Source organism: Nocardia sp. NPDC004860 (genome assembly GCF_040609015.1).
In the GTDB taxonomy this organism is placed as follows: Bacteria; Actinomycetota; Actinomycetes; order Mycobacteriales; family Mycobacteriaceae; genus Nocardia.
On record NZ_JBEXJI010000036.1, the window covers coordinates 1 to 20,803 of the forward strand.

A 20,803-nucleotide genomic window follows, 5' to 3' on the forward strand; every position below is an offset into this window, starting at 1 on the left:
GATCAAACTCTCCGTTGAAGACTCTCGATCAACCCCGAAGGGCGAATCAGAAGAATGTTCGCAGAGTCCGAAAACCTAGCGATAAAAACGCCAGCCGGAACGGAAATTAGCTGACTTAAATGTCCGACCCCATCACACGGGGGGTGTGAGGCCGGAACCAAATTAAATATTTGGCACTGACATTCATCGACACACTATTGAGTTCTCAAAGAACACACGCACAAGCAATCGATCCAAAGTTGATTGGATGTCCTGCGAGGCAACTTTTCCAGCCTAGCCGCGAGACTCCGCAGAGTCAAGGGCCAATTATCTGACTGGCGTGTTCATGTCCGGCGCTCCTCGTCCAACCTCGTATCCGCTACCGATGATTTCCAGCCTCTGAGCTGGGCGTTTCGGTCCCGGTCGGTGTCCGTGTCGCTCTGACCTGGACTAAGTTACGCGGCGGATAACGCGAGGTCAAATCCGCTGGTCGCGGAGTCGTTTGCGCTGGTAAACGGGCCGCTGACCGGGGCGATCGGCGACCTGGGCCACTGGTTTGTGACCCAGGTCATTTCGATCTTGTTTCGGTATCGGCGAACCGGTCAGCCGGCCACCCGGCGCACGCCGGCGAAGTTCTTCTTGCCGCGACGCAGCACCAGCCAGCGTCCGTGCAGGTAGTCGGCGTCGGACGGGGTCCACTCCGGATCGGACACCTTCTCGTTGTTCACCGCGGCGCCGCCCTCGTTGACCGCGCGACGGGCCGCACTGCGGCCATCGCACAGACCCGAGTCGACCAGCAGATCCACGATGGTGGAGGTTCCGGTCGCCTCGGCGACCTTGCCGTCGACCGCGGATTCGGCCAGGGCCGCCGACAGCGTCGACTCGTCGAGCTCGCGCAGATCGCCGCGGCCGAACAGGGCCTGGCTGGCCAGCTGCACCGCACGGGTGTTCGCCTCGCCGTGCACGAGCGTGGTCATCTCGGCGGCCAGCCGCTTCTGGGCCTCACGGGCGAAGGGGCGCTCGGCGGTCGCCTTCTCGAGTTCGTCGAGTTCCTCGCGGGAGAGGAAGGTGAACCAGCGCAGGTAGCGGACCACGTCGGCATCGGCGGTGTTCACGAAGTACTGGTACCAGGCGTAGGGACTGGTCATCTCCGGGTCCAGCCAGAGGCTGCCGCCGCCGGTGGACTTGCCGAACTTCTTGCCGTCGGCCGAGGTCACCAGCGGGACGGTGAGGGCGTGCACGTGCTCGCCGTCGACCCGACGGTTGAGCTCCACGCCCGCGATGATGTTGCCCCACTGGTCGGAACCGCCGACCTGCAGCGTGCAGCCGTATTCGCGGCGCAGCTGCAGGAAGTCGTTGGCCTGCAACAGCATGTAGCTGAACTCGGTGTAGGACATGCCGTCCGACTCCAGCCGGCGCTTGACGGTGTCGCGGGCCAGCATGACGTTCACCGAGAAGTGCTTGCCGATGTCCCGCAGGAACGAGACCGTGCTCAGCGACCCGGTCCAGTCCATGTTGTTGGCGATGATCGCCGCGTTCGGGCCGTCCAGATCGACGAAACGCTCGAGCTGGGAGCGGATGCGGCCTGCCCATTCGGCGACGGTGTCGGTGGAGTTCATGGTGCGCTCGCCGACGTCGCGGGGGTCGCCGATGAGACCGGTCGCGCCACCGGCCAGCACGATCGGGCGGTGGCCGGCGCGCTGGAAGCGCTCGAGTGCCAGCAGGGGAACCAGGTGTCCGGCGTGCAGGCTGGCCGCGGTCGGGTCGAATCCGGCATAGAGGGTGATCGGGCCCTTGGCCGCGGCCGCACGCAGGGCGTCCAGGTCGGTGGACTGCGCGATCAACCCGCGCCAGGTCAGTTCATCGATGATGTCGCCGCTCACGCCGTCCATCTTTCCGCACGTCGATATCGAGGTTGCAGAGGGTTGAGCGTCGGGGCGGATCGGCACAAGCCCGGGCCGATCCGCTGATCAGCGAGTCGAACCGCCGGAGACGCCCGTAGGCCCGTCGCCGAGTGTGATCGGCGACGGGCTGCGGGTCGAGCGATTTTCCGGGGTCACTTCACCAGGTTGGTGAAGGTGGAGAAGGAGGCGCGGCGCTCGTAGGCGATCCAGGCGAAGACGCCGACCAGGATGAGCGGGAAGACCGCCAGGGCCGGGGAGCCGAGGACGAAGGCCTGGGTGGCGGCGGCGCACACCATGGTGATGGACAGGCCCGCGGCGGCGGGACCGTTCAGGCGGGCGACCAGCAGGCCGATGCCGCCGGAGACCTCGACCAGGCCGGTGAAGTAGCGGAACCAGTCGCCCCAGCCGATCTGGTGGAAGACGCGGACGGCGTCGGCCTGGCCCGCGAACTTCGGCAGGCCGGAGGCGACGATGAAGAACAGGCCGAGCACGATCTGCAGGGTCCACAGCACGCGATTGCGGAGCTTGCTCGGGGTGGCGGTGATGGCGACGGTCGGGGTGGCGGCGATGGCGGTCATGTCGAATGTCCTTCCGGGGCTTGTCGGTTCGGTGTGGAACTCGCTTGCTCACTAGGACGGGGGCCGCCGCGGAAACTCATCGCCGCTCGGGAGAATTTTTTGACTGGGGCTCGAAAGCGGCCTCGAGCGCGGTCAGGTGGACGCGGCTGGCGGTGGCGGCGGCCTCGGGATCGCGGGCACGGATGGCGTCGTAGAGATGCTCGTGCGCGTCGTGGTCGGTGGCCGGATCACGCATGGGACGGATCCGGAGCATGTCGATCATGGCGTGGCGTGAGCGCGGGACGAAGGCATTGAACAGCTCGAGCAGGATGTCGTTGTGGGCGGCGGCCACGACCGTGCGATGGAAGGCGGTGTCGGCGTCGACCAATCCCTCGACGGAGTCGCCGCTTTCGGCGCGGGCGGCCAGGGCGCGGAGCATGGCGCGCAGGTCGGCGGGGGTGCGGCGGCGGGCGGCCAGGGCCGCGCCCTCGGCCTCGATGGCGATGCGGGCCTCGATGACGGTGACGATGTCCGAGCGGCGCAGCACCGTGTCCCAGTCCTCGGCGACATCCAGGGCGGTGACGAAAACGCCCGCGCCCTGGCGGCTTTCGAGCACGCCCTTACCCGCGAGTTCGCGAATGGCCTCGCGGAGCGTCGAGCGGCCGACGCCGAGCTGGGCGGCGAGCGTGGTCTCGCCGGGGAGGCGGTGGCCCAGCTGCCACTCCCCCGCACGAATTCGCGAGAGCAGGACCTCGGCGGCCTGGGCGGCGAGCGGATGCCTCTGTACCTGCGCCACTATTGCTCGGCCTCTCTACTTGTCTGAGGAGTGGATCCCCTCTAGTCTAGTCCACATGCTTCTGGGTGCCCTGCTTCTCCTTCACCGCCGCGGCGGGGTCTGACCGACCGGCACCCCGCTAGCGGGCTCGCTGTGCTGCGCCGGTCACCTCCTCCGACGCGAAAGCGAATCTCCCGTGAGCACTCCCCCGAGCTGGAATCGTCAGCAGCCGTCCGTCATGCCCTCGCATCGGTATCGCGATGTGTACCAACGGGTTTCGGTGCCGCTGATCGAACGTTCCTGGCCCGCAAACCGGATCACGACCGCACCGCTGTGGGTGCCGGTGGATCTGCGCGACGGCAATCAGGCGCTGGCCGAGCCGATGGATCCCGACCGCAAGCGGCGGTTCTTCGAACTGCTGGTGGCCATGGGCTACAAGGAGATCGAGGTCGGCTATCCCAGCGCCTCGCAGACCGACTTCGATTTCGTGCGGTTGATCGGGGCCGAGCGGCTGGCTCCCGAGGACGTGACCATCGTCGTCTTCACCCCCGCGCGCCGGGATCTGATCGAGCGGACCGTGGAATCGGTACGCGGCATTCCCAATGATGTAGTCATCCACATGTACACCGCCACCGCGCCAACCTGGCGGAATGTGGTGCTGGGCAAGACCCGTGACGAGCTGGCCGAGCTGATCGCGGCCGGTGGGCGCGATGTGCTGGAACTGGCCGGGGACATGCCGAATGTCCGGTTCCAGTTCTCGCCCGAGGTGTTCATGCTGACCGAACCGGATTTCGTGCTGGAGGTCTGCGACCGCATGACGACCCTGTGGGACGCCACGCCCAAGCGGCCGGTAACCCTGAATCTGCCGGCGACGGTCGAGGTGGCGACGCCGAATGTGTATGCCGATCAGATCGAGTACATGCATCGGAACCTGGCGCGCCGCGACAGCGTGATCCTGTCGGTGCATCCGCACAATGACCGCGGCACCGGGATCGCGTGCGCGGAGTTGGCGGTGCTGGCCGGGGCGCAGCGGGTCGAGGGCTGTGTGTTCGGCAATGGGGAGCGCACGGGCAATGTGGATCTGGCGACGCTGGCGTTGAATCTGCATGCGCAGGGCGTGGATCCGATGATCGATTTCTCCGATATCGACCAGGTGCGGCGGACCGTGGAGTACTGCACCCGGCTGCCGGTGCACGAACGCCATCCCTACGCCGGTGATCTGGTGTACACGGCGTATTCGGGGACGCATCAGGACGCGATCAAGAAGGGGTTCGCCGAGCACCGCGAGCGGGCGGCCCGGCTGGGGCAGCCCGAACGTGAAATCGCCTGGGAGGTACCGTATCTGCCCATTGATCCCGCCGACGTCGGCCGCTCCTACGACGCGGTGATCCGGGTCAATTCGCAGTCCGGCAAGGGCGGAATCGCATACCTGCTGGAGACCGAGTACGGCCTGGAGTTGCCGCGCCGCCTGCAGATCGACTTCGCCCGCCACGTGCAGCACCACACCGACCGAACCGGGACCGAGGTGTCGGGGCGGACGCTGTGGGAGCTGTTCACCGCGACCTACGCGGGGGGCCCGGCCGATTCGGGGATCCCCGCCGACGCGACTGTCGAGGACGCCATCGGTCTGCTGGGCCGGCGTGGGTTCTCGGTCGAGGTGTTGTCGGTGACGCATCAGAGCGTTGACCGCGCCGGAGTCGATCCGGCCGTCGCCTACCTGGAGTACCGGACGGACGGTGACGTGGCCTGGGCCTTCGGCACCGGTGAAACCTCCGCCCGCGCCGCGGTTTCCGCAGTGCTGGCGGCCGGGGAGCGAGCCGCCCGGGCGGTACCGCTGAGCGTGTAGCCGGAGCTACCCGATGATGTCGCCGAGGACGGTTCCGGTGCCGGGACCGTCCAGGCGACGCTCCAGTTCGGCCACCCGGTGTTCGAGTTCGGTGATGCGCCGGCGGAGTTCGGCTTCGGCCGAGGGCACGCCGGCCGGGCCGGGGCTCGCGGCCATGCGGGCGTCGATCCGGTCGCGGAGGTCGTCGGTCGTGGCGCCCTCGCTGATGAGGACCTGCGAGGCCACGCCGGAGCCCTCGGCGACCAGGGCCAGCAGCAGGTGTTCGGGGCCGATGTAGTTGTGCTGCAGGCGCATTGCCTCGCGCAGCGACATCTCCAGCACCTTCTTCGAGCGGGGGGTGAAGGGAATGTGCCCGGCGGGGGCACCGTTCTCCTGGACGCCGACCGCCTGGTTGACCCGTTCGCGAAGGCCGGAGAGGTCCAGGCCCACGTCCGCGAGGGCCTGCCCCGCGATCGGATCACCGCCGTGCAGAACGCCGATCAGCAGGTGTTCGGTTCCTATCCAGTCGTGCCCGAGCAGGCGGGCCTCCTCCTGGGCCAGCACGATGGCGCGGCGGGCAGTGTCGGTGAACCGTTCGAACATGGGCTATTCCACCTAGGGTGAGCGGTCGATTCGTCCACCGTAGTCCTCCGGTCCGCCCGCCGATACGGACTCCGGTGCGCCGCATCCCGCCCGGCGCGCGGACGATCCGGACTAGGCGGAACGATTCAGCTTGGGAGCGCGCGGGCTGCGGCGGTAGGTCGACACCGCCGGGGAATCCGGCAGCCACAGCCGCCACGGGCGATCGGCGGCCAGGCTCACTCCGACCCGGGGACCGGCGGATACGGCAGCGAGATCGGTGATCTCGGGGCCGAGTTCCAAGCGAATCGGCGCGTCCGGGTCGAAGAGGTGAGTTCCATAGTCGTCCAGGCGAATTCCGAGGGCGCTGCCGACATTGCCGGGGCCACGGGCCAGGTCGGCGTCGGATTTGGCGGCCGGGCGGCGGGTGCGGGCGAGATCGTGGCCCGCGATGATCTCCCCGGCCCGGACGAGGACGGCACTGGCGACGCCATCGGGACCGCTGGTGACGTTCACGCAGGTGTGCATGCCGTAGCTGAAGTAGACGTACAGCACGCCGGGCGGGCCGAACATGACCGCGTTGCGCAGGGTGCGGCCGCGGCCGGAGTGGGCGGCCGGGTCGGGCCACGGGCCGGCGGGGTCGCTCCCATAGGCCTCGGCCTCGACGATGCGCAGCCCCACCGGACCGGACCAGAGCGTGCTGCCGAGCAGGCGCCGCGCGGCGCGCAGTGGTTCGACGGCAAGCTCTTCGGCACTCACGCCGACCTATTGTTCCGCACGGCCGTCCCGCCCGGAGTGCCGGGACGGCCGTGCGGGGCCGGTTACCGCGTGGCCGGAGCCGAAGCGGTGCTCAGAGCCAGGCTGCGACGCCGCCGTGGTGCGAGCAGGTGCCGCTGCGGTGCTGGCTGAAGCTGTAGGTGCCGTCCTTGCAGCGGGCGGTGGCCCCGTCCGGGGCCGTGGGGGACTGCTCCGGGCGCGGCACGCAGGCGCCGCTCACGTTCTCGTATTCGCTGGCAGCGCAGGCGGTGTGGAGCACCGGCGCGGCGACCGCGGGACCGGCGAGCGCGCTGCTCGCACCGATGAAGGCCGCGGCGGCCCAGGGCAGAATGTGTCGCGCCGCACGGCGCTTGGTATAGCCGATCACTACGAAACCCCTTGCAGAATGGCGGTGTCGAAACGGGAGCGGATACCCCCGACGAGCGCCGAATAGTACGGGGCCGCTATCGCCGCGACATCGGATTCCTATCGACCGACCGATTCGGCGACCTATTCGCCGCCACCCTGTTGCTGAATACCGGCCAGTTTGTCCGGATTCACCTGGAAGCGAATGTTTTCGATGTGACCATCGCGAATGTCGTAGGTCAGAGCACCCACACGGTAGTCGCCGATCATGGCCAGCACGCCGAGTTCGCCATTGATGTAGGCGGATTCGAGTCGGATGCCCGCGCTGATCGGTTTGGCCATGGCGCCGAGCATCCAGCGAGCCACATGGTCGGGACCGTAGAGCGGACGGCGGGCGGCCGTGACCTTGCCGCCACCGTCGTTCCACAGCGTGACGTCGGGGGCCAGCAGTTCCATGAGCGCGTTGACATTTCCGCCCTGGGCCGCGGCCATGAACTTCTCGGTGATCTCCGAGCGAATCGAGACATCGGTGTCGAAGCGTGGGCGGCGCGAGTGCACATGGGAGCGGGCTCGGCGCGAGATCTGGCGGACGGTGGCCTCGGGGCGGTCCAGGAAACCGGCGATCTCGGCATGCGAATAGCCGAAGACCTCGCGCAGCACGAAGACCGCGCGCTCGACCGGGCTCAGGGTTTCGAGGACAACCAGCATGGCGGTCGACACGGTGTCGGCCATCTCGGTCTCCTCTGCGGCGTCGGCCGTGCTGGTGAGCAGGGGTTCGGGCAGCCACGGCCCGACATAGGTCTCGCGGGTGGCGCGCGCCGAGGTGAGGCGGTTGAGCGCCAGATTGGTGACGGTGCGGACCAGATAGGACTTGGGGTGGGTGACCGCGTCCCGGTCCACCTCGTGCCATTTGATCCAGGCGTCCTGCAGGACATCCTCGGTGTCGGTGACGGTGCCTAGCATTTGGTACGCGGTGCCGAACAGCAGCCGGCGGTGTGCCACGAAGGGATCGATCGAATCGTCCTGCCGGGCAGCGGGTACGGGCTGGTCGGGCGTGTGGTCCTGCATGGGACTCATACCTACCGGGTCTTGCGAAGTGAATCCATCGGCGGGCCGGGATGTCGCATCGATATCCCGGCTACCTGGGCGGACGCGAACCGGAGAGACGTTCGGGTCGTTTCGATGATCTCAGCACGCGGTCACGCGGTGATCTCAGCACGCGATCGCGCGGGTGGCGCGGCCGCCGTTGGCGAACTGCACCTGCATGTTCATGTGCCTGCTCATCTTGTACACCGGCACCGGGCTGCCGCTGACCTGCTCCTTGTAGACGACGGCGGCGCGGCCCTTCAGGTACCAGCGGCGCGGGGTGTCGTCGGCCTTGGTGAACTGAATGACCGCGTCCTTGCGGCCCAGGCTCACCGGCTGGTGGATGTAGCCGAAACGGAAGGGCTTCACGGTCTTTCCGCGCAGCCGGCAGGCCAGGCTGTCGGCGGCGTAGGCGGCGGTGGGCATGCCGCTCTGGCAGGTGCCGTGCAGGACGCCGAAGGGCATGCGCACCGCGGCGGCGTCGCCGATGGGCAGGATCTCCGGGTGCGAGACCGAGCGCAGGGTGGTGTCGGTGACGATCGATCCACGCTCGTCCACGGCGATTCCGGCCTGGGCTGCCAGCGGCGACACCTGCACGCCGGCGGTCCACAGGGTCAGGTCCGAGGCGATCAGATCGCCGGTGGTCAGGCGCACGGCATCGGGCAGCACCTTGGCGACCTGCACACCGACCTTGCGGACGATGCAGAGCCGGTCCATGGCGCGGTTGAGGTGCGCGCGGGCCTTGTCGCCCATCATGTGTCCGGGTTCCTGGGCGCTGATCAGGGTGACGGTCAGGCCCGGGTGCGATTCGGCGATCTCGGTGGCGGCCTCGATACCGGTCAGCCCGCCGCCGACCACGGTGACAGTGCCTGCGGCAGCGGCGATTTCGGTGAGCCGGTGCGAGAAGCGGCGGGCCCGGCGCGGGTCGTTGAGGGTCCAGGCGTGGTGGTCGGCGCCGGGCACGATCGAGGTGTCGGTGGCGCTGCCGAGGGCGTAGATCAGGGTGTCGTAGGGCAGATCGGTGGCGTCGTCGAGGGTGACGACGCGGGCCTCGGCGTCGATGGCGACGGCGGCCGCGCGGTGGAAGACCACACCCGAACCGGCCAGCAGCTCGGGGATGCGGTGGTCGGCCAGTTCCTGCCCGGCGGCGATCTGGTGCATGCGCAGTCGCTCGGTGAAGCGCTCCGAGGGGTTCACCAGCGTGATGTGGGCGTCCAGCTTGCGGGTGCGACGGGCCAGGCGGATGGCGGCCAGCATGCCGGTGTACCCGGCGCCGAGGACGACGATTCGGTGAGTGTTGGTGGTGGCGTTCATGGTCGGCTCCGTGGGGCTCGTTCCTGCTGGGTCGGGCATGAGACAGGACAGCCCCGCGGAACGTGACAACCCGCCATTGTGAACTGGGTCACAGCGGAACATTCGGGCCCGGTCGCCGGTTGGCAGAGGGGTGGCCGGACCCTCCGGCCTGCGGAAACAGCGTCGGAGTGTGAGGTGTGATGGCCGTACAGGTCGAGATCTGGACCGATATCAACTGCCCGTTCTGCTATTTGGGCAAGCGGCGTTTCGAGGAGGCGCTGGAGGCGTTCCCGCATCGGGATGCCGTGTCGGTGGTGCACCGGTCCTTCGAGCTGGACCCGGCGCTGCCCCGGGATCACAGCGACGCGGTGGTGCCGCACATCGCGGAGAAGTACGGCATCAGCGAGGCGCAGGCCGCCGCCAATGAGCGCGGCATCGGGGCGCAGGCCGAGGCGGTCGGGCTGCCCTATCTGACCTCGGGACGGGACTTCGGGAACAGCTTCGACATGCATCGGCTGCTGCACTTCGCGCTCAAGCAGGGCAAGCAGGAGCGGCTGCTGGATGCCTTGTACGCGGCCAACTTCGCCGAGGCGGAGCCGCTTTTCGGAGATGCCGAACGACTGGTTCGGGTCGCGGTGTCGGCCGGATTCGACGAGGCCGCCGTCCGCGAGGTGCTCGCGGATCCCGAGGCCTACGCCGATGCGGTGCGCGCCGATGAGGCCGAGGCCGCCCGGCTGGGCGCGCGTGGCGTGCCGTTCTTCGTGCTCGACCGCAAGTACGGGGTGTCGGGCGCGCAGCCGTCGGAGGTGTTCGCGCAGGCGCTGGAACGGGCCTGGAGCGATCACGCGCCGGAGCTCGAGATCGTCGCGGACGGCGAGGCGTGCGGTCCCGACGGTTGCGCGCTGCCGCAACGGGATTGAGCGCGGCTAGCGATCGCCGTCGCGAATGATCCGGTGCCCGAACCCCGAGATGTCCTGCAGGTACGCGCTGCGCTCCCCGGATCGGAGTCGGAGCAGGTCGTCGGCGATCACGAAGCCGTAGGCGACCAGCATCAGGACCACGAGCTGTCCCCAGGCCACCCAGGCGATGCCGATCGGCGCGGTGGCCAGGACGGCGATCGCGGCGATGAATCGCAGACCCGGCCGGGGAATGCCCAGAGCCAGCCGGAACAGGCACTGGCCCAGCAGGAACAGGGCCACGCCGCCCGAAAGTGCCAGTGCCGCGGCCTTGCTCGCGGGCTGATTGCCGTGCCCGATGGTCATGGAGATGCCGGCCGCGGTCAGGATGATGCCGAGCACCAGCACGAACAGTGCATAGCCGTAGGCGAGTACCGCGGTGCGGATCTGTGCCTGACCCCGCAGTGCCCGCAGCCGGTGCTCGCCGCGCTCGTCGTCGAAACCGAAATAGGCCCACCACAGCACATATCCGAGGGTGAGGCCGAGGCCGGCGGTCGCGACCAGGCCGACGGTGAGGTCCATACCGGTCAGGTTCGCGCCGATGGCCACCACCGATTCGCCCAGCGCGATGATCACGACCAGACCGTGGCGTTCGCAGAAATGGCTGGGGCGGATGACGAATCCCTCGGTGCGGGCCAGGTACGGCGAGACCACCTGCACCGCGACCGCGACCATCCACAGCACGGCCCGCACCGAGCCCTCGGCGATGCCGCCCGCCAGCACCAGCGCCGCGGACACGGCATTGAGCGGCGCGAGACGCAGGATCGCGGAGCTCGCCCCCCGGCTGCCCGACCTCGCGAACATGACGGTGTGCACCGTGTTGATCACGAAGTACCCGAGCCCGAAGGCCAGCCCGGAACCCTGGAACGCACTCGGAATCGCGAGGGCGATGACGAAGAAGCCGAACATGCCGATGAGCAGGAATGTGCGGCGCGACGAATTGCTCGGGGCGACTTCATTGGTGAGGAAGACGTACCCGCTGTACATCCACCAGATGATGGCGAACATGAGCGCCACGTGCCCCAGCTCGGACCAGCCGGGATGGTGGGTGAAGGCGTGGGTGAGCTGGGTGATGGTGAAGACGAAGACGAGGTCGAAGAACAGTTCCAGGGTCGAGGCCCGGACCTGTCCGCCTTCCGCTTCGACCTCGCCGGCCGGGCCGGACATATCGCTGGTCACGTCCAGAGCGTAGAGCCGCCCGCGCCCGCCCGCCGATTCCGCGCCCCCGCGCGCTCAGCACCGCGCCGGCCAGGAGATCGGCCGTCCCGAGGCCGTGACCGAGGCGACCACGCGGAGCGCGGCGGCCGCGGCCGGCTCGGGGGGGAATCGATGCCCACCCGCGCCCATCGCACGGGGGTTCCGGGCGCCGTCGCGCGGTCCGAGTGGGCCGGACGGACGATCGAACCTGTTCCGGCCGGGGCGAATTCGACGATCGCGACGCCGTCGGGTGCGAGCAGTTCCCGAGCCCGCCGCAGCACTCGCGCCGGATCGCCGCCGATCCTGTCGGCTGCGGCGTCCATGGTTCGACGGTAGGTCCGCAGGAGCGTCCGAGCCGGTCACCGGTGGTGACGAAACTGTGACAGCGACTGCGGAAATGGCTCGGACCAGGTGATTCGCGGTTCGACGCCGCCTAGGGTGGGGGGATGCGGATTCTGGTGGCGGATGACGATCCGGTGGTGCGCGAGGTGGTGCGGCGGTATCTGGAGCGGGACGGACTCGAGGTGGTCGAGACCGCCGATGGGCCGGCGACCGCAGCCGTGCTGGCCCGGAACGAGATCGATCTGGCGGTGCTGGATGTGATGATGCCGCCGCCGGATGGGATCGATCTGACGCGGGCCGTGCGGGCGGGGGCGCATCCGGAGACGCCGATCATTCTGCTGACCGCGCTCGGCGAGGAGGACGATCGGGTGGTCGGGTTGCAGGCGGGGGCGGACGACTATGTGACCAAGCCGTTCAGTCCGCGCGAGCTGGCGCTGCGGGTGGCGTCGGTGCTGCGGCGCACGCATCCGCAGCCGGTGGCCGACGAGGTGCTGCGCGGGGACGGGGTGGAGTTGAACCGGGCGGCGCGGACCGTGGTGGCCGGTGGGATACCGGTCGAATTGACCGCGCGCGAATTCGATCTGCTGGCCTTCCTGCTGGCGCATCAGCGGCGCGTCTTCAGCCGGCAGGAGTTGCTGGCCGAGGTGTGGGGCTGGAACTTCGGCGACCTGTCCACGGTCACCGTGCACGTGAAGCGGTTGCGCGCCAAACTGGGCGCCGCACATCGGATCGAGACGGTGTGGGGTCGCGGATATGCCTGGGGCCGCGCCGATCTCGGTACCGATCCAGGAACCGAGGAGGTGTCCGGTGCCGACTGATACACCCGGGCTGATCGGGTACGCGCTGGCCGGCACGCTGCCGGTGGTGGTGATCGGCGCACTGCTGCTGCGCTACACCCGCAATCGCGCGATGACCACGAGCATGGCCGTGCTGGTGCTGATTCCGACGCTGGCCACGCTGTGCGGGGTGGTGGCGGTGAGCGGGCTCATGTTCGGGGCCGAATTCGAGCGCACGGCAGTGGTATTGGCCGTCGTCACCGCCGTCACGGTGCCCGCGGCGATTCTGCTCGGCCGCGAGCAGGCCCGCGCCACGGTGTGGGAGCGCGAGATGCTGGAGCAGGAGCGCGCGGCGGAACGGTCGCGGCGCGAGCTGGTGGCCTGGGTCAGCCACGATCTGCGCACCCCGCTGGCGGGGATTCGCGCCATGGGCGAGGCGCTGCAGGACGGGGTGGTGTCGCGTCCGGAGGATGTGCAGCGGTACGCGGACCAGATTGTGCGCGAGACGAATCGGCTCTCCGCGATGGTGGACGACCTGTTCGAGATGTCGAAGATCAATTCGGGGGCGCTGCGGCTGCAGCTGGAGCCGGTCGATCTGCGCGAGCTCATCGACGAGGTGCTGGCGGCCAACCGGCCGACGGCCGAACGCGCCCGGATCACCCTGGCCGCAACGCAACCCGAGGACAAGATCGTGGTGGCGGGCAGCGATCGGGCGCTGGGCCGGGTGCTGACCAACCTGGTCGCCAATGCCATCGCGCACACCCCGCCCGGCGGGCGCATCGACATCTCGGCGGGCGCCGACGCCGGGCACGCCTGGACCCGGGTCGACGACACCGGGCCCGGCATCTCCGAGGCCGATCTGCCGCGCATCTTCGAGGTCGCGTACCGCGGCAGCTCCGCCCGCTCCCCCGGCGCGGCCGAACTCGGCAGCAGCAGCGGCATGGGGTTGGCCATTGCCGCCGGGCTGGTGGCGGCGCACCATGGCGACATCACCGCGCAGAATCGTTCCGACGGTGCGCGATTCGAGGTCCGGCTGCCGCTGCTGACCACCGCCGGGCGGTGAACAGCAGGTAGGCGGCCACCCCAGTCCACACCACGGCGAGCGCGACCAGCAGGCCGACCGTGTAGTCACGGTTGAGGATGGTGGCGTTGCCGGGGACCGCGCCCTCACGGCCGAACACCGGGACGGCGATGAGGATCAGGGCCAGGCTGATGAACGCGCCCACGGCATAGGCGGGCCACCAGCGGGCAGGGAGCACGAGGCGGCCGAGCGCGCCGGCGAGGGCCGCGGCCGGGCCGAAGACCAGGTTCTCGGCGAGGATGACGCCGATGAACCAGACGGCGACGGAGCGCAGGTCGGGAGTGCTCATCTTCAGCAGCAGTTCGACGCCGTACGCGGCCAGGCCGATACCCAGCGTGCCCAGCAGGATTCGGGTGATCGTCATGACAGTTCCTCGATCGATTTCAGCCATTTGGTCTGCAGGACGCCCGGGCGGCTGGGTGCGATGAGGCGGCAGGGGTAGCCGTGGTCGAGGGCCAGGTCTTCGCCATTGAGGCGCAGGGCGATCAGCGTGGCGGCATCCACCACATGGGTCTGGGGCAGGACGGACGAACCGTAGATGCCGGTCGTCTCCAGGGACACGAAACGTACATCGCCGCCCCCGTATTCGCCTACCTGGGCCAGCAGGTCGCGCAGGCGGACACCGGACCAGTGGCCCTGCGCGCTCCAGCCCTCGACGCAGGCGATGGGCAGTGCGCTGTCGGCCTGTGGCAGGGCCGCCAGGTCGGCGCGGGAGAAACTGTGTTCGCGGCCACCGACTTTCACCGTCAACGCGTACTGCGGTGAGCGGGCTGTCTCGGTGACTCCAGCGGCTGTGGCAGTCCGGTTGATCGGAACACCCTGCGGGCCTTCGCCACTGCGTGGCGCGAGCAGGGAGACCCAGCGCAGGAACGGGATCGACTGGCCCGCCACCGCCAGGCCCGCCACGACCGTGCCCAGCCCGGCCGCGGCGAGCACCGCACGCCGCGAAACACCAGGCCGCGCGCGTTCGGATTCTCCGGCCTGTTCGGCATCCGGGACAGGGTCGTCGATCTGCCGCGAAAGCGCTTGCCGGACGACGGGAAGCTTCACCGCCAGATGCACCAGGACCGCACCGAGGGCCACGTACGCCATGGCGTGATGCGTGGTGGTGAAGAAGAATTTCCACGGATAGAACTGCGCGGTATTGAACAGCCCGGTCACGATCTCGAACAGCACCGCGCCGATGAGCACCGCCACCGACAGCCGCTCCAGCGCGTCCGGAAGTCCCCGCCGCAGCGCCGGTTTGATGAAGAACCGCGGATACACCGACCAGAACTTCACCAGCAACAGGGGGATCATCATGACCCCGACCGTCACGTGCGTGCCCTGTGTGAGCCGGTACAGCCACACCGGATGCGCGGGCCACCAGAACCAGTCCGGCGGATGCTGGATCAGGTGGCTGATCAGGCCGGTCACGAACAGGATGGTGACGCCGACGCCGAGGGCAATGCCCGTCCGCGCGGCCACGGCTGTGGAGCGGGCAGGACTCAGCCGATCGGAAAGCGCGGCCGGCAGCAACAGTTGGAGCGGCCCGGCCCCTCTTCCCCCGGGTTGGACCGGCCCGCCGGGTGCTGCAGGTTTATCGGGCGGTGCGGTGGGTTCTGACATGGCGTCCGCGGCGGGGCCGGTTCGGGCGGCCGCCGCGGGCTCCTTTCCAAGCTCGAATCTCAGAGTGGGGCGGGGGTTTTCGCGGTCACCAGGTCGGCGACGGCGCATTTGAAGCGGCCGCGGGACACGGCCGCTACGGAGACGGCGTCGGCGTAGGTGTCCACATCGGTGAGGGTGGGGAGGGAGTGCACCCGGAATCCGCTGTGGCGCAGGGCTGTGGCGGTGAGCTCGCCGGTGCGGGGGGTCGACATGGGGACGTCGGCGAGCAGGTGCGCCGGGCGCGGCTCGGGGAGACCGAGGGCCCACCAGCCGCCGTCCGCGGCGGGGCCGAGGACGGTGTCGCCGGTGGCCACCAGGCGCGCGGCCGAGCGGTTCAGCAGGCCGGCATCGACCTGCGGGGTGTCCATGCCGATCTGCAGCACCGGGACACCGAACTCGGCGGCATCGACGTGGGCGTTGGCGAGCCGCTCGCCGAAGCTGTCGCCGCGCTGCGGCACCACGGTCACCTCGCGCAGGGCGGCGGCCAGTTCGACCGAACGCTCGGCGCGGTCGAGGTCGCCGGTCCAGGCCACGACGCTGTGCCGGATGCCGCTCTCGCGCACCGCGTCCAGCGTGTCGAGCAGGGCGCAGGCCGCCAGGTAGGCGGCGTCGACCGGCGAGAACGGCGGTGTGAGGCGGGTTTTGGCGAACCCGGGGATGGGCGATTTGGCCACCACGAGCATGGTGGCGGGGACATCGGTCGGGTTCATCGCACGCTCCAGAAGTCTCGGGCGGCACGCACGGTGCCGAGCCAGGAACCGGAGACCTTGGACTCGCCGTGAGTCCGCGGCCGATAGGTGATGTCGCGCTCCAGCACCAGCCAGCCCGCGCGGGCCGCACCGGTGAGCAGGGCCAGTGGATAGCCGGAGCGGGCGTGCAGGTGGCCGAGCGCCTGCAGGCGGTCGCGGCGGGCCACCCGCATGGCGGCGATATCGTGCACCGGCAGGCCGAAGCGGCGCCGCAGCCGGAAGGCGAAGGCCCAGTTGCCGATTCGCGCGTGCAGGGGTTGTGCGCCGGGTACCGCCGCGCGGCGGCGACCGACCACCATGTCGACGCCGGGGCCGAATTCGGCCACCAGCCGGGGAAGTTCGCCGGGATCGAGGGAGCCGTCGCCGTCCAGGACGGCGACCAGTTCGGTGCGGGCCGCGTCGACACCGGCGTGTACGGCGCTGCCGTAGCCGGGGGTCGATTCGGTCACCACGGTCGCCCCGGCGGCACGCGCGACCTCGGCGGTGCCGTCGGTGGAGCCGTTGTCCACCACGATCACCCGGTAGCCCACCGGAATTGCTGACAGTACGCCGGGAAGCGCTTCCGCTTCGTCCCGGCAGGGGATCACCACCGTGACCCCGGGTACGGAGTCCAACTCGGTCATGGCCTCGACCGTACGGCCAATCGGGGTTTTCCGACCCCGGGACACGCATGACGAAAGTATGACAAGAGCAGGAGAAATGGCGATCCGGACAGTTCCGGCGGGTTTCGGAGCCTAGGGTTTCCGGCATGGCGAACGCTTCCGCGACCCGGGTCGCGCGCTCCGTCTCCACCCGTGCCGACGGCTATTGCGCGCTCGTGGCTCTCGTATTGGTCTGTGCCGCCTTTGCGTTTCCGCGAATCGAGGGCAAACCCTGGCGGGACCGGCTCTACGCCGAGGCCGCGCCGATCTTCGGTGGCTGGCTGCCGCATGTGGGGTGGGGCACGGTGCCGGCCGTCGCCCTCGCCGCGGCCGTGGTGCGCTTCGGCCCCGATCTGGCACGGCGGCTGTCATGGGGACGACTGCTGCCGGCGGCGTGGGCGACGGCGGCGGCGTGGGCGTTCGCGCTGGCCATGGTGGACGGCTGGCAGCGCGGCTTCGCCGAGCGGCTCACCACTCGCGACGAGTATCTGCACGAGGTCGGCGGAGTGCACGACATCGGGGCCATGCTGCGCGGGTTCTCCGGGCGCATCCTGGATTTCCAGCCCGATTCGTGGACCACCCACGTGTCCGGGCATCCGCCGGGCGCGCTGCTGGTGTTCGTGCTGCTGGACCGGATCGGATTGGGCGGCGGAGCCTGGGCGGGACTGCTGTGCGTACTGGTCGGGACCAGTGCCGCGGCGGCGGTGCCGTTCGCCATCCGGGCGCTGGGGTCCGAGCATCGGGCCCGGGCCGCAACGCCTTTCCTCGCCCTCATGCCGGCGGTCATCTGGATCGCGGTCTCCGCGGACGGGCTCTTCGCCGGGGTGGGCGCCTGGGCGGTGGCATTGCTGGCGTCGGCGACCCGGCTGGAGCGCGGCTGGCCCCTGCTCGCGCTGGCGTCCGGAACGCTGTTCGGGTTCACCCTCTTCCTGAATTACGGCCTGGTGCTCATGGTGATTCCGGCCGCGGCGGTGCTGCTGGCCCGGTCGATGCGGCCCGGGCTGCCGGCGCTCGCGGGTGCGCTGGCGGTGGTGGCAGTCTTCGCGGCGGCGGGATTCTGGTGGCCCACCGGCTATCACCTCGTGGTGCAGCGCTACTACCAGGGCATTGCCAACGAGCGTCCCTACTCGTACTGGGTCTGGGGCAATCTCGCGGCGACGGTGTGCGCGGTGGGGCTGGCCACCGCCGCCGCGGGCAGCCGGGTGCTGGTCGAGCTGGAGATCCTGCCGGTGCAACCGTGGCGGAACTGGCTCTCGCGCTGGCGCTCCCGCGTCGACCCGGCGGCGCTACTGGCCGCCGCCGGGATCACCGCCATCCTCATCGCGGACATCAGCGGGCTGAGCAAGGCCGAGACCGAACGCATCTGGCTGCCGTTCGATGTGTGGGCGCTGTCGGCGACCGCGCTGCTCCCCCGCCACAGCACGCGCTTCTGGCTCGCCGCGCAGGCGGCGGGGGCGCTGCTCGTCAACCACCTGATCCTGACGAATTGGTAATCACCGCAACCGAATTCACCGCCATGTGGGGGCTCCGTTCGCGGCGGCGGAGCGCAAGGGCGCGGTGGCGAATTCGGCGAGCCCCAGACTCGGGGTGACGGCGGCGACGAAACCCAGTGAGCGGCGGGCGCGTTCGGGACTCGCCACGATGTGGCGGACGTCGCCGGCGCGGTAGTCGCCGGTCACCACGGGCTGCTTGCCGCCGCAGGCCCGGGCCAGGATGGCGGCCACCTCGCCGATGGTGATCGGGGTGCCCGAGGCGATATTGAGCGGGGTGAACGCGCCCAGCGGGTGTTCGAGGGCGGCGACATTGGCCTCCGCGATGTCGCTGACGTGAATGAAATCGCGGGCCTGCGTGCCGTCTTCGAACACGCGCGGGGACTCACCCGCCTCGAGTGCGGAGCGGAAGATGGCGGCGACCCCGGAATATGGTGTGTCCCTGGGCATATCGGGTCCGTACACATTGTGGTACCGCAGTGCGGTGACGGTCCCGCCGGTGGCCGCGGCCCAGGCGGTGGCGTAGTGCTCCTGGGCCACCTTGGAGGCGGCGTAGAGGCTGCGCGGACGCAGGGGCGCGTCCTCGTCGATGGGCGCCCAGCTGAGGGGACGGCCGTCGGGGCCGCGGTAGTCGAATCGGCCGTTGTCGAGATCGGCGCGAGTGCGCGGGGCCGGCTCGGCGGGCACGCCCGCGGAATCGATGTAGCGGCCCTCGCCGTAGACCACCATCGAGGAGGCCAGCACCAGGTGGCGGCAGTGGGCGCGGTGCATGGCCGCGAGCAGCACGGCGGTGCCGAGGTCGTTGTGGCTGGCGTAGGCCGGGGCGTCCTGGGCGCTGACGCCCGCGCCGACCACGGCGGCCTGATGACAGACGACGTCGATGCCGTGCAGGAGATCGCCGAGGGCGTCCGGGTCGCGCACGTCCACCCGGGCGATGCCGGGCGGGGGCACGGCAGCGGATCCGTGGGCGGCGGCGAGCATGAAGTCGGCCGCGACGACCTCGTGTCCGGCGGCCAGTGCCGCGCGGTGAATGTGCGAGCCGATGAATCCGGCTGCGCCGGTCAGAAGTACACGCATGCGGCGATTCTGGATGGACCGCCGCCGGAATGCGCCCGGACTGGCCGACCTCGCGTGATTCGTCACGATTTGGTCAGCGGAATCGGTCAGATACCACCAGATCGCCACGCCGGAAAACGACACGCAGCGGGGTCTTGCCCCGCGCCCCGGATGAGCGCACAATTCATCACGTAGTGAATTCAACACTCGATGAATTGAGGGTGACCCGTGACGGCACCAGCGACGACAACCGACGCCATCGCCATCGAGCACCTGGAAGTGCGGCGCGGCGGGCATCAGGTTCTGCAGAACATCTCCCTGACCGTTCCCCGGGGCAGCATCACCGGGCTGCTGGGGCCGTCGGGGTGCGGGAAGACGACGCTCATGCGCAGCATCGTCGGAACACAGATCATCGAATCCGGGTCGGTGTCCGTACTCGGCGACGAGGCCGGATCGCGTGGGCTACGGCGGCGGGTCGGGTACGTGACCCAGGATCCCAGCATCTACGACGACCTCACCGTGGCCAACAATGTCGCGTACTTCGGTGCGCTGTACGGGGCTTCGTCCGCCGACGTCGAAACGGCGCTGGCCGCCGTGGGTTTGAGCAGTCATGCGGGGTATCGCGGCAACGAGCTGTCCGGCGGGCAGCGCACCCGCGTGTCCCTGGCCTGTGCACTGGTGGCCGACCCGGAGCTGCTGGTGCTCGACGAGCCGACGGTCGGCCTGGACCCGGTACTGCGCGCCGACCTGTGGGAGCAGTTCCAGGCGCTCGCGAAACAGGGCCGGACACTGCTGGTTTCGAGCCACGTCATGGACGAGGCCGAACACTGCGACCGGCTGCTGCTCATGCGGGAAGGTCGGCTGCTGGCGCAGCTCACACCCGCCGAATTGCGGTCCGACACCGGCGAATCCAGTCTGGAGAACGCCTTCCTCAAACTGATCCGGATGGGAGAAGAGCTGTGACCGCGACACTTTCACGCCCCGCGGGCCCACGGCCGCTGGGCTGCTACACCGCCACCACCGTGCGCATCCTGCGCCAGCTGCGCGCCGACAGGCGCACGGTCGCCATGATCGTGCTGGTGCCCGCGCTGCTCATGACGCTGCTGTATTTCGTGTACAAGAACTATCCGACCATGCCGGGCGCGCCGCGGCTGTTCGACCGGGTCGGCATCACCATGCTCGGCATCCTGCCGTTCGTGGTCATGTTCCTCATCACCGCCATCGCCATGCAGCGCGAACGGGTTTCGGGCACGCTGGAACGGTTGATGACCACGCCGCTGTCCAAGATGGACCTGCTGGCCGGGTACGGGACCGCCTTCTCCATCGCGGCCGCGGTGCAGGCGGCGGTGGCCTGCCTGGTGGCGTTCTGGCTGCTCGGCTTGAACGCGGCGGGCAGCCCGGGGCTGGTGGTGCTGATCGCGGTGGTCGACGCGGTGCTCGGGGTCGCGCTGGGCCTGCTGGCAAGCGCATTCGCGCGCACCGAGTTTCAGGCCGTACAGTTCATGCCCGTGATCGTGCTGCCGCAATTCTTCCTGTGCGGCCTGCTGGTCCCGCGCGGGCAGCTGCCGAGCTGGCTGGAGGCGATCAGCAATGTGCTGCCGCTCAGCTACGCCGTCGACGCGCTGGAGCAGGTGTCCACGCACCCCGGGGCCACCGGGCAGATGTGGCGGGATGTGCTGATCGTGGCCATCTTCGCCGCCGTCGCACTGGGATTGGGCGCGGCCACCCTACGCCGGCGCACCGCATGA

Annotated in this window: 21 protein-coding genes; 7 read left to right on the forward strand and 14 right to left on the reverse strand. The window is 69.4% G+C overall.

Features of this window, described 5'->3' with window-relative positions; translation table 11 throughout:
* Nucleotides 1–581: 581 nt before the first annotated feature.
* From tyrS to ABZV44_RS39355, 3 genes are all read right to left on the reverse strand, one after another.
* The gene (gene tyrS / locus ABZV44_RS39345) at nucleotides 582–1,862 is read right to left on the reverse strand and encodes a tyrosine--tRNA ligase (protein ID WP_354848370.1); all 1,281 of its coding nucleotides are present in this window, start codon (nucleotides 1,860–1,862) and stop codon (nucleotides 582–584) included.
* A 173-nt stretch (nucleotides 1,863–2,035) separates the two neighbouring features.
* A complete protein-coding gene (locus ABZV44_RS39350; protein WP_354848373.1) occupies nucleotides 2,036–2,461 on the reverse strand; it encodes a DoxX family protein in 426 nt (141 codons plus the stop codon).
* 76 nt (nucleotides 2,462–2,537) lie between these two features.
* Nucleotides 2,538–3,239, reverse strand: coding sequence for a FadR/GntR family transcriptional regulator (locus ABZV44_RS39355; RefSeq protein ID WP_354848588.1), 702 nt, complete (start codon nucleotides 3,237–3,239; stop codon nucleotides 2,538–2,540).
* A gap of 214 nt (nucleotides 3,240–3,453) precedes the next feature.
* Between ABZV44_RS39355 and ABZV44_RS39360 the strand changes: the two genes are divergently transcribed.
* Nucleotides 3,454–5,061, forward strand: coding sequence for a 2-isopropylmalate synthase (locus tag ABZV44_RS39360; RefSeq protein ID WP_354848591.1), 1,608 nt, complete (start codon nucleotides 3,454–3,456; stop codon nucleotides 5,059–5,061).
* Between the two features lie 6 nt (nucleotides 5,062–5,067).
* Here ABZV44_RS39360 and ABZV44_RS39365 read toward each other — a convergent pair whose 3' ends face one another.
* The 5 genes from ABZV44_RS39365 to ABZV44_RS39385 form a co-directional block, all read right to left on the reverse strand.
* Nucleotides 5,068–5,643: a Clp protease N-terminal domain-containing protein gene (locus ABZV44_RS39365; protein ID WP_354848376.1), complete on the reverse strand. Its 576-nt coding sequence runs from the start codon at nucleotides 5,641–5,643 to the stop codon at nucleotides 5,068–5,070.
* A 111-nt stretch (nucleotides 5,644–5,754) separates the two neighbouring features.
* Nucleotides 5,755–6,378, reverse strand: a complete 624-nt coding sequence (locus tag ABZV44_RS39370) for a DNA-3-methyladenine glycosylase (RefSeq protein WP_354848378.1) — start codon at nucleotides 6,376–6,378, stop codon at nucleotides 5,755–5,757.
* Between the two features lie 91 nt (nucleotides 6,379–6,469).
* Nucleotides 6,470–6,763: a DUF3761 domain-containing protein gene (locus ABZV44_RS39375; protein WP_354848381.1), complete on the reverse strand. Its 294-nt coding sequence runs from the start codon at nucleotides 6,761–6,763 to the stop codon at nucleotides 6,470–6,472.
* 122 nt (nucleotides 6,764–6,885) lie between these two features.
* Entirely contained in the window at nucleotides 6,886–7,809 is a 924-nt protein-coding gene (locus ABZV44_RS39380; protein WP_354848384.1) for an RNA polymerase sigma-70 factor, read from the reverse strand.
* A 144-nt stretch (nucleotides 7,810–7,953) separates the two neighbouring features.
* Complete coding sequence (locus ABZV44_RS39385) at nucleotides 7,954–9,141, reverse strand: FAD-dependent oxidoreductase (protein ID WP_354848387.1); 1,188 nt, start codon at nucleotides 9,139–9,141, stop codon at nucleotides 7,954–7,956.
* 179 nt (nucleotides 9,142–9,320) lie between these two features.
* Here ABZV44_RS39385 and ABZV44_RS39390 point away from each other — a divergent pair, with 179 nt between their 5' ends.
* Nucleotides 9,321–10,040, forward strand: a complete 720-nt coding sequence (locus ABZV44_RS39390; RefSeq protein WP_354848390.1) for a DsbA family oxidoreductase — start codon at nucleotides 9,321–9,323, stop codon at nucleotides 10,038–10,040.
* 6 nt (nucleotides 10,041–10,046) lie between these two features.
* On the opposite strand, the gene ABZV44_RS39395 is transcribed toward ABZV44_RS39390, so the two are convergent.
* Entirely contained in the window at nucleotides 10,047–11,255 is a 1,209-nt protein-coding gene (locus tag ABZV44_RS39395; RefSeq protein ID WP_354848393.1) for a low temperature requirement protein A, read from the reverse strand.
* Between the two features lie 464 nt (nucleotides 11,256–11,719).
* On the opposite strand from ABZV44_RS39395, the gene ABZV44_RS39400 reads away from it, so the two are divergent.
* Both ABZV44_RS39400 and ABZV44_RS39405 read left to right on the forward strand, forming a co-directional pair.
* On the forward strand, nucleotides 11,720–12,433 hold the full coding sequence (locus ABZV44_RS39400; RefSeq protein ID WP_354848396.1) for a response regulator transcription factor: 714 nt from the start codon (nucleotides 11,720–11,722) through the stop codon (nucleotides 12,431–12,433).
* On the forward strand, nucleotides 12,423–13,454 hold the full coding sequence (locus ABZV44_RS39405; protein ID WP_354848399.1) for a HAMP domain-containing sensor histidine kinase: 1,032 nt from the start codon (nucleotides 12,423–12,425) through the stop codon (nucleotides 13,452–13,454). The genes ABZV44_RS39400 and ABZV44_RS39405 overlap by 11 nt, the downstream gene beginning before the upstream one ends.
* Here the strand turns inward: ABZV44_RS39405 and ABZV44_RS39410 are convergent.
* From ABZV44_RS39410 to ABZV44_RS39425, 4 genes are all read right to left on the reverse strand, one after another.
* Nucleotides 13,381–13,836, reverse strand: coding sequence for a hypothetical protein (locus tag ABZV44_RS39410; RefSeq protein ID WP_354848401.1), 456 nt, complete (start codon nucleotides 13,834–13,836; stop codon nucleotides 13,381–13,383). The two genes, ABZV44_RS39405 and ABZV44_RS39410, sit on opposite strands and share 74 nt — an antisense overlap.
* The gene (locus ABZV44_RS39415; protein ID WP_354848403.1) at nucleotides 13,833–14,939 is read right to left on the reverse strand and encodes a molybdopterin-dependent oxidoreductase; all 1,107 of its coding nucleotides are present in this window, start codon (nucleotides 14,937–14,939) and stop codon (nucleotides 13,833–13,835) included. Before ABZV44_RS39415 ends, ABZV44_RS39410 begins: the two co-directional genes overlap by 4 nt.
* A gap of 200 nt (nucleotides 14,940–15,139) precedes the next feature.
* Nucleotides 15,140–15,829, reverse strand: coding sequence for a DUF2064 domain-containing protein (locus ABZV44_RS39420; RefSeq protein WP_354848405.1), 690 nt, complete (start codon nucleotides 15,827–15,829; stop codon nucleotides 15,140–15,142).
* Nucleotides 15,826–16,491 (reverse strand): glycosyltransferase family 2 protein, encoded by a 666-nt coding sequence (locus tag ABZV44_RS39425; protein WP_354848408.1) that lies wholly within the window; start codon nucleotides 16,489–16,491, stop codon nucleotides 15,826–15,828. Before ABZV44_RS39425 ends, ABZV44_RS39420 begins: the two co-directional genes overlap by 4 nt.
* 125 nt (nucleotides 16,492–16,616) lie before the next feature.
* Here ABZV44_RS39425 and ABZV44_RS39430 point away from each other — a divergent pair, with 125 nt between their 5' ends.
* A complete protein-coding gene (locus ABZV44_RS39430; RefSeq protein WP_354848411.1) occupies nucleotides 16,617–18,002 on the forward strand; it encodes a hypothetical protein in 1,386 nt (461 codons plus the stop codon).
* A gap of 15 nt (nucleotides 18,003–18,017) precedes the next feature.
* Here the strand turns inward: ABZV44_RS39430 and ABZV44_RS39435 are convergent, their stop codons facing one another.
* Nucleotides 18,018–19,076: an NAD-dependent epimerase/dehydratase family protein gene (locus ABZV44_RS39435; protein ID WP_354848414.1), complete on the reverse strand. Its 1,059-nt coding sequence runs from the start codon at nucleotides 19,074–19,076 to the stop codon at nucleotides 18,018–18,020.
* Between the two features lie 207 nt (nucleotides 19,077–19,283).
* Between ABZV44_RS39435 and ABZV44_RS39440 the strand changes: the two genes are divergently transcribed.
* Both ABZV44_RS39440 and ABZV44_RS39445 read left to right on the forward strand, forming a co-directional pair.
* On the forward strand, nucleotides 19,284–20,018 hold the full coding sequence (locus ABZV44_RS39440) for an ABC transporter ATP-binding protein (RefSeq protein ID WP_354848417.1): 735 nt from the start codon (nucleotides 19,284–19,286) through the stop codon (nucleotides 20,016–20,018).
* Nucleotides 20,015–20,803: an ABC transporter permease gene (locus ABZV44_RS39445; protein ID WP_354848420.1), complete on the forward strand. Its 789-nt coding sequence runs from the start codon at nucleotides 20,015–20,017 to the stop codon at nucleotides 20,801–20,803. Before ABZV44_RS39440 ends, ABZV44_RS39445 begins: the two co-directional genes overlap by 4 nt.

Coding starts and splice junctions, on each gene's coding strand:
- ABZV44_RS39350 (WP_354848373.1), bottom strand. CDS start 2,461: ATGACCGCCATCGCCGCCACCCCGACCGTCGCCATCACCGCCACCCCG.
- ABZV44_RS39360 (WP_354848591.1), top strand. CDS start 3,454: ATGCCCTCGCATCGGTATCGCGATGTGTACCAACGGGTTTCGGTGCCG.
- ABZV44_RS39365 (WP_354848376.1), bottom strand. CDS start 5,643: ATGTTCGAACGGTTCACCGACACTGCCCGCCGCGCCATCGTGCTGGCC.
- ABZV44_RS39380 (WP_354848384.1), bottom strand. CDS start 7,809: ATGCAGGACCACACGCCCGACCAGCCCGTACCCGCTGCCCGGCAGGAC.
- ABZV44_RS39385 (WP_354848387.1), bottom strand. CDS start 9,141: ATGAACGCCACCACCAACACTCACCGAATCGTCGTCCTCGGCGCCGGG.
- ABZV44_RS39390 (WP_354848390.1), top strand. CDS start 9,321: ATGGCCGTACAGGTCGAGATCTGGACCGATATCAACTGCCCGTTCTGC.
- ABZV44_RS39400 (WP_354848396.1), top strand. CDS start 11,720: ATGCGGATTCTGGTGGCGGATGACGATCCGGTGGTGCGCGAGGTGGTG.
- ABZV44_RS39410 (WP_354848401.1), bottom strand. CDS start 13,836: ATGACGATCACCCGAATCCTGCTGGGCACGCTGGGTATCGGCCTGGCC.
- ABZV44_RS39420 (WP_354848405.1), bottom strand. CDS start 15,829: ATGAACCCGACCGATGTCCCCGCCACCATGCTCGTGGTGGCCAAATCG.
- ABZV44_RS39425 (WP_354848408.1), bottom strand. CDS start 16,491: ATGACCGAGTTGGACTCCGTACCCGGGGTCACGGTGGTGATCCCCTGC.
- ABZV44_RS39430 (WP_354848411.1), top strand. CDS start 16,617: ATGGCGAACGCTTCCGCGACCCGGGTCGCGCGCTCCGTCTCCACCCGT.
- ABZV44_RS39435 (WP_354848414.1), bottom strand. CDS start 19,076: ATGCGTGTACTTCTGACCGGCGCAGCCGGATTCATCGGCTCGCACATT.